We start from the raw sequence: 12,401 nt of genomic DNA, 5'->3' as shown, positions 1-12,401 counted from the left end.
AACGAGAATTTAAAACATCAAGGAGGAAGGACCATGTTAAAAAGAGTGAGGAAAAAATGGGTTCAAAAAGTAAGAGAGCTCCTAGGCAATAAAGGGCTTGTCCAGATATAACCTATTTTGTGGTGCTCAGTTAACCTGAGCGCCACATTCCTCCATTTTAACGAGAAATAAAGAAAAAATAAAATGAAAATAAGAAATGAATGAAAAAGAACAGCTTTTCATTTATAATAAAAATAGACTTTTTAATTAGGTAAAACACCCCACGGCCGCCATGGGGGTGACCATATATGATTTTTAAGCACTTAAAGGAGAGGTTAATATGATTTATAAAGTTTTTTATCAAGAATCTAAGGATCAAGTCCCAGTAAGGGAAAATACCAAAGCACTATATATTGAAGCGAGTACGGAAAGAGAAGTCCGCCAAAAATTAAAAGACCGCAATATCAATATTGAATATATTACTGCGTTAGACGAAGCCATGTTAAATTACGAAAAAAACACTGAAAACTTCAAGCTGGAGTCATTGTAGTATGAAGTTTGTTAAAAATCATCAAACAGCTGTCTTCAGTTTAGGGGGCTTGGGCGAGATTGGCAAAAATACCTATGCCGTCCAATTCCAAGACGAAATCATTGTTATTGATGCTGGGATTAAGTTTCCCGAAGACGAGTTGTTAGGGATCGATTATGTCATTCCCGATTATACTTATTTAGTCAAAAATGCGGACAAGGTAAAAGGTCTCATTATCACTCACGGTCATGAAGATCATATTGGCGGCGTTCCTTATCTGCTTAGAGCACTCAATGTCCCTATCTATGGTGGACAACTTTCCATTGCATTGATAAGAAATAAGCTTGAGGAACACGGTCTTTTGCGTACCGCTAAGCTTAATATTGTCGGTGAAGACGATGTGATAAAGTTTAATAAGATGTCAGTTTCCTTTTTCAGAACAACACACAGTATTCCTGAATCCTTTGGTGTTGTTGTTAAGACACCTCAAGGTAATATTGTACAAACAGGCGACTTTAAATTTGACTTTACGCCTGTAGGTGAACCAGCAGATTTAACGAAAATGGCTGAAATAGGTAAAGAAGGTGTTCTTTGTCTACTTTCAGACAGTACTAACAGTGAAGTTCCTAATTTCACAATGTCAGAGCGACAAGTCGGAGACAATATTACCGATATTTTTAGAAAAGTAAAAGGGCGGATTATCTTTGCAACCTTTGCTTCTAATATCTATCGACTTCAACAGGTCGTCAATGCTGCTGTTAAGACCAATCGAAAAATCGCAGTTTTCGGAAGAAGTATGGAAGCTTCTATTACCATTGGACAAGAACTGGGATACATAAAGGCTCCAAAAAACACCTTTATTGATCATCAACAGCTCAGTCGTCTCCCTGAAAATGAGGTCACCATACTCTGTACAGGTAGCCAAGGTGAACCGATGGCGGCGCTTTCCAGAATTGCGAACGGGACACATAGACAAATTCAAATTATGCAAGGCGATACAGTCGTTTTTTCTTCCTCCCCTATTCCTGGGAACAAGGTGAGCGTAAACCGAACGATCAATCAATTATATCGCGCAGGTGCCGATGTCATTCATGGGGCACTTAATAATATTCATACTTCTGGACACGGTGGGCAACAAGAACAAAAACTTATGCTTCGCCTGATGAAGCCCAAATTCTTCATGCCTATACATGGTGAATTCCGGATGCTGAAAAAACATACAGAACTCGCCCAAGACTGCGGCATTCCTGCCGAGAATTCATTTATAATGGATATTGGTGATGTGCTCGCATTAGACGAGAACAGCGCCCAAGTTGTCGGTAAGGTACCTTCTGGTAATGTCTATGTTGACGGCAGTGGTATTGGTGATATTGGTAATATCGTTCTCAGAGATCGTCGCATTCTTTCAGAAGAAGGTCTTGTTATCGTTGTCGTTAGCATTAATATGAAGGATCATAAGGTATTAGCAGGCCCAGATATAATCTCACGTGGCTTTGTCTACATGCGAGAATCTGGCGACTTAATTAATGATGCTCAATCCATGTTGAAGCAGCATCTCCAAACAGTCATGGAAAGAAAGACGACCCAGTGGTCTGAAATCAAAAATGAGATTACGGATACATTGGCTCCCTTTCTCTATGAAAAGACACGTCGAAAGCCCATGATTTTACCTATTATTATGGAAGTCGATCAGTAAAGCTCTTCGACTATATGGTGTCGAAGCTCGAACTTTATACAAAAATAAACCCACCCTCGGCCGGGGTGGGTTTTTCTTTTTTCTTACCTTTATTAAACGTCCTCTCGAATCTGTATTTTTATCCTTAGTAAAAATCGGGTCGCAAAATAAGCAATCATCACGATAACATAATCTATGAGGAGAAGGTAAAAAAGATTCATCCCATTTCGAAGATCCAACATCCCTAATAACTTCTCACAAGAAGCAAAACCAATCGAAAAAATGAGACTTAATACTAAAGCAAAAAGATAAAAATTCTTTTTGTGATTTGTGCAAAATTGATAAACCAATAAATAACAAACGGGAATCATGGAAGCTGTTAAATTTAAAGCGACCGGCATATCCGGAAATAAGAAGTATTGATGAATTAATAAATTATTTTTGGATAGTACAGTATCTGTATACGACCATAACATGTGAATGGTGTATCCGAAAAAAAACACCTCAAAGATCCTTCTACGGTCGACAGCAAACCAAAGAATAATAAGTGGTATCACTAATAATGAGAGCACTAACCAAAATTGCCAAGTGCCTAAACCAGAAAATTTATTCCAATAATCGGCGAGCAAGGAATTTAACTGGTCATTTTGTTTATAGATGTGTTGCCAATATTGACTATGAGTCATTAGAGCTCTCCCTTCCAATATTTTCTTCACAATGGATAGGTTACTCAATTTCTCAGTATTTATGCTTAATATGGCTCATAACTCAACAAAGCCTTTTTAAATAAATGGAAAAATTTAAATTGGTGACTCTGACAACGTTTTAAAAGTATTATTGAACCCTTTTTAATCGGTTTCTGTTATTCATGGATATTTTGAGAGTTTGTCGCTTTTTAACAGAGTATGTATTTCGGAGTAGAAGGATATTGCGACGTCGATCATAAAACACCGCTACGGAAATACACTCCGCTTTCCGCGGGCGGCTGGTGAGCCTCCTCGCGCTCCGCGCTCCGGGGTCTCACCTAGGCCTCTGCTCCCGCAGGAGTCTCCGTGTATTTCCTTCGCTAGCTTGGGTGCATAGCAAAAAAAAGAAATTCATTGAATTAATTCCTGTGAAACAGCTCAAAAAGCTTCGATTGCCATCAAGTGGATTGGAGCGAAAGGCGCGAGACTCCATCGGGAACAGCACGAGTCCGAAGAACCACTTGGGAACAAAATAGTCCATTCCCAAGTTAGCTGAGGCCGTGCCCGAGGAAAGCGAGCGACCTGGAGCGGAAATCCGCCTATCCGTTACGTCGGAATCTATATGAATACTGGCACATGAATTGATTTATTGTAAAAGATGGATGCTTGCGGCTTCGTAAGCAGCATTAAGGATAACTCTCGACGAAAGACCATGCTTTTGTCTTGTTATTTTGATATTATATGATAGCCACAATCTATACACCCCCGCATTTAACTGAGAATCAAATAAAAAAGCAATCCGCCTTCGAAAAGGTGGATTACTCATTTTCTAACATTTGCTTCTTAAACCGGTCAATATCGCTGTCCGCACCGATAATGATAAGGATATCTCCTTTGTTTACAATTTCATCTGCACGTGGGGAGACGTTAATGTGGCCCGATTGCTTAATAGCGACAATGTTGACGCCGTAGTTCGCTCGGACGTCTAAATCAATGATCGATCGGCCATCCATTTTTCGCCCAGCAACGACTTCAAGAATACTGTGCTTGTCAGAGAGTTCCAGATAATCTAAGACACTTGAAGAAGTAATATTGTGGGCAATTCTTGCCCCCATATCTCGTTCTGGATGAATGACTTGATCGGCTCCAATCTTTCGAAGCACTTTTTCATGGTAATCATTTTGTGCTTTAGCAGTCACCTTCTTAACCCCTAATTCCTTCAAAATCAATGTACTTAAAATACTCGCTTGAATATTATCGCCAATAGCCACAATCACGTGATCAAAATTCCTTAGACCTAAGCTCTTCAATACCGTTTCATCTGTTGAATCAGCGATAACCGCATGTGTAGCAATTGAGGTAAATTCATTAACCCTGTCTTCATCCACATCGATAGCAAGCACCTCTGCTCCCTGATCACTTAATGTGCGGCAAATACTTCCCCCAAATCTTCCAAGACCAATCACTGCGAATTGTTTCTTCATATGCTTTTTCCTCCATATTAAAAAATCAATGTTATAAGCGCCTTTTTTAGCTCATTATCTTTCTTCACTTTTATTTTTATGACTTCGGGCAATAAAAAGTCTTAAATAGAGTATCAAGACTGGAATACTTAAGGCACTCACGATGACGACACCATCCACGATGTCATTTAAAACCGTTGAACCGAAGGACGTCTGAGGCAGAGTGACATCAGGATAAATAATGTAAGGGAGATGCGAAATCCCATAACCAAAAAATGCAAAGAAAAATTGAAGAAGAACAAAAAAGAAGGCCACAGAATGCCATTTATCTTGAAACACAAGGGTAATGGCAACCATCAAACAAATCAGAGAGCACAAAAATAACCACGATACATCTAAAGCCTTATTAAAGTGCTCTGGATTATGATTTTGAAGTCCTGCAAAGACAACTGCGCTTGCAAGGATCGTGGGAACGCTCCAGGCTATAACATAGCCCTTTAACTGATTAAGCAGCTCTCTCGCCTTCCTTTTTGCCGCATAAAAAGTCATAAACATTAAGCTAATATAAACAACTGAGATAACCGCCAATAAGAGAACGACCCAGAAGTAAAAGCTACCAAATAAGTCCCCATAATTTAATCTCCATTGGCCACTAATATTATGTAAATAACCTCCCTCGGTCATCGTCAAGCCCGTTGCCATTACGGCGGGGATAGCCAAACCCGTTAATCCATAAAAGACATAAAAAAAGCGATTTTCCTTCTCTGTATAATAATAATAGGCATAGGTTCCCGTTCTTATAAGTAAAAGCAATAAAAGAATAAGACTTGGTGTAATAAAGCCCCCCTCATAAAAAGAAATCATGTTGGGTAAAAAACTTAAAATGCCAATAAAAAAGAATAAGAAAATGATATTTGTCATTTCCCAGAAAGGCGACAAGTAGTGATGAACGAGTGAATAAATTCTCTTATCTCTTCTAAACACTCTGCTAAACGCTAAGAAAAAGCCGGCACCGAAGTCGATCGAAGCAAGGATCAAATAACAATATAATAAAATCCAGAGAACGATAATAAGTAACCACTCAGACAACGTCGCACCTCCTTTTATTTCCCCTATAGATTTATTAATTGTGACGAATTTCACAATGATTTTTACTCATACAAATAGGACACAACTCTAATAATAAAGGAAAACGGGATTGAGGAAAAGTCTTAGTAGTCTTTTTATGAGAGGAGACCATATTTCTTTTTAAATCTCCCCAAGATTTTTAGCCAAGTATGACTAAAAATGGTAATGAAAAACACATTTGATAGCGCATGAGCACCATCAAAATAAAAACTTAAACTATAAAAAGCAAACCAGTAGTGTAGATTTAATGTTTCCGAACTCCCAAGAAGTGCCCATAAGTTCATGACCCACCCAAAGAAAAATCCCGATAAAACACCGTAAATACACCGTCCCCAGATACGCTGTAACATCCACGTATCCTTGAGAGCCCCGGCAATTAAACCTATGGTGCCCCACGCTAGCATTTGCCAAGGTGTCCAGGGACCTTGACCCAGAAATAAGTTGGAAACCAAAGCCGCTAACGCTCCAACGACGAAACCACTTTCAGCACCAAAAACCATTCCCGTCATAATCACAACAAAGGTTGTCGGTTGAACACTTGGTATCGAAGCAAAAGGCACCCGACTGACAGCTGCAATAGCTGCCAAAACTGCAAGAAGGACAAGTTCTCTTCCCTCAATTTTCCTTAGCTCAAATCTCAGAATAAAAAAACCAATGATCAACAAGATGAGCAAGAAGCTTATAAAAAGGGGATTTAAGTGAAAGAGAAACTGCCCGCAGATAAACAAGACAAGCATGAAAACAATCAATAAGCCTTTTAAGAGTTTTGCATGCGCCATGTCTGTTTGGCCTCCTCTAGCGTTAAGACTTCGGGTACACCTGTTTGTCGGGTTAAGCGATCCATTGCCGTTGTATAAAAGGTATTTCCTTTAAAGAAGGCATCAGGGGTTCCTTCTGCTGTGAGCTCACCTTGAAACATTAAAGCACAGCGCGAGGAAACCTGAGCAGCAAATTCAATATCGTGGGTCACATTGACAATAGTTAGTCCTGATTGATTTAGCCTTTTTAAACGCTCAATTAAGGACTGCTTGGCCATAGGATCCAGTCCCTTTGTTGGCTCATCAATCAGTAACACTTCAGGTGACTTTAGGAGAAGACATATAAGTGCCGCTTTCTGTATTTCTCCACCACTCAAATCATATGGATGATGGTCACGAAGAGCCTTTAGATGAAAACTTTCTAGATAATAGTCAATGTGCTGTTTCCCTGTTTTATGATCCAACCGTTTATTTGAGGCAACCGCCTTTTCCATTTCCTTCTCGACGGTATCCTCAAGAAAAAACAACCTTGGATTTTGCGGAAGATAACCGACCTTTAAGATTTCGTTTCTTTTTTTGTTGCTTCTTGTTCCCTTTATTTTCAAATGTCCACGTTGAGGCTTTATAAACCCGGCAAGAACCCGTAATAATGTCGATTTGCCCGTCCCGTTACCCCCAACTATCGAGAGACATTCACCCTCATAGACTTTGAGTGACAATTGCTCTAAAACCTTATGGTTATCGCGCTCATATTGAAAATCGACGCGTTTTAATTCTAGAAGCACCGCTCCGTTTTTCTTCTTTTTTTCAGGCTTTTTGAGGCTTTTACTAATGATCGTTTGTTCTCGCAACCACTGCTGCCCTTCTTTTATGGTCAAGGGCACCATTTTTTCCTGTTCGTGACTAAAAGTCATCGCCAGGGCTGTTGCAGCTGGCAGATAGGACTGGTACTTTTCATGGGCAATTTCAGCAGACAATTGTCGTGGTGATCCCGAATGGACGATGGTTCCTTTGTCTAAAATAACAGCCAAATCAGCAAGCGGCAAGACATCTTCTAGACGATGTTCAGCCATGATAACAGTTATGCCAAGCTCTTCATTCATCCGCCGTAGCATAGAAATAAAAGACTTAGCAGCCACAGGATCTAATTGTGCAGTGGGCTCATCTAATAATAATACTTTGGGTTCAAGTAAAAGAACTGAAGCTAAATTAATCATTTGTTTTTGCCCGCCAGAGAGCTCAGAAATACGCCGGTTCAACAAACTGTCTAAACCAAAAAAATGGGACATCTCTGCCACTTTCTTACGCATGTAATCAGTACGAAAGCCTAGATTTTCTAAGCCGAAAACCAATTCTTCTAACACTCGGTCCATAACAATTTGATTTTCTGGATCTTGAAAAACCATCCCGATTTCCTTTGCTAACGTTTCTGCAGTGTGCTCAGCGATTGAACGATGATTGAAGATGATTTGGCCTTTGGATTCACCATGGGGAGCTACTTCACTTTTAATTAATCGAAGCAAAGTAGACTTTCCACTACCAGACGGTCCAAAAAGAACAACAAAATCCCCTTCACTCACTGAAAGAGAAAGATTATTTAAAACCCAATGCTCCTCATCGGGATAACGAAAACTTAAATTTTGTAACGCCAAAATCTCCATAATACCCACTCCCTTCCCTCAATGCACAAAGGTATGCCCATATATAAGAGACCCACAACGTAAAAAAACCATTCTCTTCCTGAGAGCAAAGGACTTTCTAACATCGGTTGTATCTCTAGGACAAGATCACCTAATGCCCAGCCAGCTACACTCAAACTAAAAAAAAGAATGATGATGACCAGCAGCAGTCCATCCTTTAGTTGAAAGTGATAAGGGGTATAACGCGAACGCTTTTTTAAACCATACCCTCTTGCCTTCATTGAATCTGCCGTTTGGATTCCTTCCTCAAGTGACCAAGTAAGCAAAATTTGGACAAACAAGAGGCCATTTTTAATTCTTTGTTTTAAAGACCCCGTCTTCACGGATACCCCTTTACTTTGTTGGACTCTATCGATTTCAACAAGTCGCCGACGAAATAAAGGCACAAATCGCATGGCCAACATCGTCAAGAGTGCCCATTGAGGAAGTACTCTAGCAAACAAAAATAAAAATTTGTCGGCAGTAATGATCTGATTATACGAAAGAAAAACAAGGAGAAGGCAAAGGAGAGAAAGCCCCGTAATCATGCCTTGAATCACCGCTTCCAGCATGACTGGATTATCTCGAAAATAAAACAAAAGATGCGTACCGCGGTGGTTAATGAGCGGTGTAAGGACAAGAAAAAAAATAATAAGGGTAGCATAAGCCCCCCACCACCGGATCAAGCCCCCCCCTTTTTCTTGGATGATGTTAAAAACAATGAGTACCAGAACTGTCGACAAAAGAAAAGCCGGGTGTTGCCCTAGCATAACGATGACTAAGGCCCCGACATAATAGAGGAAGCACGTCAGAGGATGAAATGATGAAAACCCTCGTTTCATTGTCATCACCCTCCATTTTTAGTGTAATTATGAGTATAAATCCAGTGTATGTTATCTCCTTTTTGTACCGGTTCAATGCCTGCACTCCGGCTCAATGACTGACCATTTTTTTCAGCAAGCCACCCGCTATTTGCTCCGTGATCAAATTCATAAGTCCCGGCAATTCCCTTAATATAAAGGGTTGCTCCACTTCCTGACTTTTCATAGGCAATCCCTCGAGCCTGTAAGACTCTTTTTGTCACATCGAACACCGTATCATTTTTCTGGATCTCAACCTTAGTGGAAGACAAAATAGTTTTACTGTTATAACCCGTGATTGAGACCGTAGCCGTGCTGACAGGTTGTTGTTTCTGTACTGCTGGCTCTTCTTTGGAGGTAGCCTTTGTTGACGCTTTTGCTGTTGCTGTTGACGTCTTATTCTCCGATTTCGTTTGCGAGGAAGCGGCGCTCTTCTTACGTTCAGTTGACGCTGAAGAAGCCTCTTTTTTTACTGAGGATTCTTCAGGAGATTTCTCGACCTTTTCTTGACTTTGAGTTGTACGTGATGTTGACTTTTCTTGTGTAGCCTTTTCTTGTGATGACTTTTCTTCTACTTTCTCATTCTTAGCTGCATCTTTTTGTTTAGTATTCTCTGATACTTTCTGTCCTTCATGGTCTTCTGACTGGGTTTCCTGTTTGACTTGATCCTGAGTCAGTGGTTGCACTTTATCCTTGGCGCAGCCTCCAACCAAAAAGGTGAATAACAATATAAACACTAAATAAACGATTGATTTTTTAAAATACAAGCCTTACATCCCCTATGATTCGGTTACTTACTTTTTCTTAGGGTATGCATAAATAATATAGCGCTTCGGTGCATCCCCTATATAACTAAAAGGATAACAGGTGGTTAACACCAGTTCTTCTTTAGGTTTTGTTGAATGTATGATGGTTCGATCATCTTTATCTACAATTTTCATGTGGTCAACAACATAAGTATATGTTCCATAGGGTAAATCCACACTAATGTCATCACCCTTTTGAATTTCTCCAAAATGACGAAAGACCGTGTCACGATGCCCTGATAAAACCACCTGGTCATTTTTACCTGGTAAAGCCGAACTCTTATAGTGACCAACACCTTTTTCTAATTGGTCAGGAGAAGTCCCTTCCACTATTCCTAACTTTTTGTCTAAACGAGGAATATAAAGAATTCCGATCGTCTCGCCCTTAATAGGATCCCAATCCTTATACTTTACAGGATCCTTCTTAGTTACAGTTAAAGCCTGGGCCTTTTTCATAGTTTCGTGTTGTTTAACTGAACCATGCCATAACTGCCAGCCTCCAACACCGGCAAACCCGAGTCCAACAAGTATAATTAAGAATGCAAGTTTCCGAATCACTTTGATTACGCCCTTTTTTTCTTTCTATTATACACTAAGAGCAGGCTCCCCATCATTACTAAAATAAAACTTATCATAAAATAAGAGGATAAAGAGGTCGCTGTATCGGGTAGTTTAGGACCAACTGCTTGCTTTGGGTCTGCTTTTTTTGGGGCGGTCGCAGCTGTTGTTACCTTCAACTGTCTTCCTTTATTATCAAACGCTAATGATGTTGCATGACTCTTAAGGTATTGTTGGTAAGACACTAATCCTAGCAACGCTTGAGGTGTTGTCAAATCATTCGAAGCTTCTCCCATGAGATGAGCAAAACCGCCATCTTTTTGTTGGAAAGACAATAAATGCGAGATTAAGTTACCCTTCTCCTTGGTAAACGCCGTACTTGTCGGATCAATACCAGCAGCGGTTAAACCGAGAATAACTTGTGCCGTCGATTCACTAGAGTCTCCACCATTTACTTGACTCCCATAACCCCCAGCCTTATTCTGGTGCACGCTTAACCATTGTTTAGCCCGATTAATAGCATGGACTACCTTCGACTCTGACTTATAAGGTGCCAAGGCCGCGATAGCGATCCCTGTTAGATCCGCACTACTCTTACTACCTGTTAAGGCCCAGCCCCCATCCTTATTTTGATGATTTATAATATAATCGACAAGTTTGTCACGCGTCCACAGTGCATTTTTAGGCACATTATACTCCCCACTGTCTAAAGAGAGCAGACCATAAATGGGACCATTATTTCCTTGATTCACCATTCGTTCATTGGAATAAACGGCTTTTACAAGGTCAACACCCTCGAAATTTGAGGCGTCACCACCAGCAGACGTCACGCCTAGGACTATTTTTTCATAATCTGTGACATTATGAAAACTGCCTTGACTCTCTTTCACCTCATTTGCCAATGCATTAACATACGTTTGTGGGACGGTTTTATCAAGAAGACGTAAAGCCATTGCGCCATAAAAATTAGTTGCACGATGGGAGATTAAATGACGCGTTGCTTTTGTAATTGCTGAATGAAGTTGATTTGCAGAAATCGTTATTTTTGGAACATTATTTTTATCTGAAGAGGGACCACTATTAGCCGCCTGATCATCACTTCCTGCTGAATTCGTATCACCGACAGGATCTTTAGCATCATCTGCTGTCCCAACAGCATCCCCCACTAAACTAAGGGTATCGCCATCTTTCACTTTATAACTCGATATCCCTTCATTTGCGCTTGTTCCATTAATATTGAATCCCCAGTACTGGCCTTCTTTTAATTGAATACCTTGAATACCTTTTACAAACGCCAGGTATTGATCATCAATAGCAATGTTTAGCTTATCTCCCAATGCTTGTTTTAAAACATCGTAAGCATTTGAACCTTGAACCACTTGAATTGTTTTGTTATTTATGGACTGCCCGTTCGAATCAACGAGAGGCTTTCCCTCTGTGGACAATAAAGAAACGTTTGCAGAGACCGTTTTAGGGGGATAATGAACAACCTTGAATAAAATATCGTCTCCTGCATGGACATTGTACGTCGATGCACCGACATCCACAGATTGACCATTTACGATGAACCCCCAATAAGCTCCGCTCGCTGAATCTGGCACAACTCCATTAATGCCGTTTATAAAAACACTATCGAATTGAGCATTATATGGGGCATCGAGATCTTTAGACACTTCTTTTAACACATCAAACGCGGTTTCATTATTTTTTAACTTTATTGCTTTCATCGGGATAATCGTATTCCCTTTGTCATCTTGAACTGAAATTGTAACTGCCGGGTCTAATGTTGCGGCTTCAGCATGACGAAGCACAACCCCTGTACACTGCATGACAACAAGGAGCATAGCAAAAAAAAGTGGTGCTGTTTTTTTAAAGAATTTCACTTAAATTCCTCTCCTCACTTTCGTGTTTTTTTCAACCCTCAAGCATCATTCACTATGCCTAAGGCTTATCTCCAAACAAAAAAACATCCCCTACAGAGATGTCAAAGTATGTAAAACTCATATGTGTCTTGCAAACACTCAGAGTATCCACACCTCCCTATCCGCGTAGGTATCATCGGTGATTTCGAATAGGCAGGTCTCCTGGCTCATGATCATCATGCTTCACAACCTTCCCGTTTTATCGACAGTGGTACAAGTGGGCATTCACATTCACAGTGGCGGGACCGCTCCGGAATTACACCGGCTTCCCTTTTCATGACGTTTTAAATGAATCTCAACGTCAACCTATTCTCAAGCATTCAATTGTCATTTATATAGTAGTCTATCAATCTCACAC

At 40.2% G+C, this 12,401-nt stretch carries 11 protein-coding genes and 1 riboswitch; of the genes, 2 read left to right on the top strand and 9 right to left on the bottom strand.

Translation table 11 applies throughout. The features are described from left to right. The first annotated feature begins 319 nt into the window (after window positions 1-319). Together IEV91_RS01100 and rnjA are read left to right on the top strand one after the other, a co-directional pair. Window positions 320-529 (top strand): DNA-dependent RNA polymerase subunit epsilon, encoded by a 210-nt coding sequence (locus IEV91_RS01100; protein WP_188495195.1) that lies wholly within the window; start codon window positions 320-322, stop codon window positions 527-529. A gap of 1 nt (window position 530) precedes the next feature. Beyond that, the gene (gene rnjA / locus IEV91_RS01095) at window positions 531-2,204 is read left to right on the top strand and encodes a ribonuclease J1 (RefSeq protein WP_188495193.1); all 1,674 of its coding nucleotides are present in this window, start codon (window positions 531-533) and stop codon (window positions 2,202-2,204) included. A gap of 92 nt (window positions 2,205-2,296) precedes the next feature. On the opposite strand, the gene IEV91_RS01090 is transcribed toward rnjA, so the two are convergent. From IEV91_RS01090 to IEV91_RS01050, 9 genes are all read right to left on the bottom strand, one after another. Further along, a complete protein-coding gene (locus IEV91_RS01090; RefSeq protein WP_188495191.1) occupies window positions 2,297-2,869 on the bottom strand; it encodes a hypothetical protein in 573 nt (190 codons plus the stop codon). 818 nt (window positions 2,870-3,687) lie between these two features. Then, window positions 3,688-4,353: a potassium channel family protein gene (locus IEV91_RS01085; RefSeq protein WP_188495189.1), complete on the bottom strand. Its 666-nt coding sequence runs from the start codon at window positions 4,351-4,353 to the stop codon at window positions 3,688-3,690. A 54-nt stretch (window positions 4,354-4,407) separates the two neighbouring features. Next, window positions 4,408-5,421, bottom strand: a complete 1,014-nt coding sequence (locus tag IEV91_RS01080; RefSeq protein ID WP_188495187.1) for a cytochrome d ubiquinol oxidase subunit II — start codon at window positions 5,419-5,421, stop codon at window positions 4,408-4,410. Window positions 5,422-5,555: 134 nt separating this feature from the next. Further along, window positions 5,556-6,239 carry an ECF transporter S component gene (locus IEV91_RS01075; protein ID WP_188495185.1) on the bottom strand — a complete coding sequence of 228 codons (684 nt, stop codon included), beginning with the start codon at window positions 6,237-6,239 and terminating at the stop codon, window positions 5,556-5,558. Then, window positions 6,218-7,879 (bottom strand): ABC transporter ATP-binding protein, encoded by a 1,662-nt coding sequence (locus IEV91_RS01070; RefSeq protein WP_188495183.1) that lies wholly within the window; start codon window positions 7,877-7,879, stop codon window positions 6,218-6,220. The genes IEV91_RS01075 and IEV91_RS01070 overlap by 22 nt, the downstream gene beginning before the upstream one ends. Next, complete coding sequence (locus IEV91_RS01065; protein WP_188495180.1) at window positions 7,852-8,739, bottom strand: energy-coupling factor transporter transmembrane component T; 888 nt, start codon at window positions 8,737-8,739, stop codon at window positions 7,852-7,854. Before IEV91_RS01065 ends, IEV91_RS01070 begins: the two co-directional genes overlap by 28 nt. A gap of 5 nt (window positions 8,740-8,744) precedes the next feature. Further along, window positions 8,745-9,524 (bottom strand): DUF4430 domain-containing protein, encoded by a 780-nt coding sequence (locus tag IEV91_RS01060; RefSeq protein ID WP_188495179.1) that lies wholly within the window; start codon window positions 9,522-9,524, stop codon window positions 8,745-8,747. Window positions 9,525-9,551: 27 nt separating this feature from the next. Then, the gene (srtD, locus tag IEV91_RS01055) at window positions 9,552-10,121 is read right to left on the bottom strand and encodes a class D sortase, LPxTATN-specific (RefSeq protein WP_373284381.1); all 570 of its coding nucleotides are present in this window, start codon (window positions 10,119-10,121) and stop codon (window positions 9,552-9,554) included. A gap of 5 nt (window positions 10,122-10,126) precedes the next feature. After that, window positions 10,127-12,004 carry a DUF4430 domain-containing protein gene (locus IEV91_RS01050; RefSeq protein WP_188495177.1) on the bottom strand — a complete coding sequence of 626 codons (1,878 nt, stop codon included), beginning with the start codon at window positions 12,002-12,004 and terminating at the stop codon, window positions 10,127-10,129. A gap of 174 nt (window positions 12,005-12,178) precedes the next feature. After that, a riboswitch (cobalamin riboswitch) is annotated at window positions 12,179-12,368 on the bottom strand. Window positions 12,369-12,401 lie beyond the last annotated feature (33 nt).

This window comes from Pullulanibacillus pueri, assembly GCF_014639255.1.
Classification (GTDB): Bacteria; Bacillota; Bacilli; order Bacillales; family Sporolactobacillaceae; genus Pullulanibacillus; species Pullulanibacillus pueri.
This window is presented reverse-complemented; position numbering and strand designations above follow the sequence as displayed.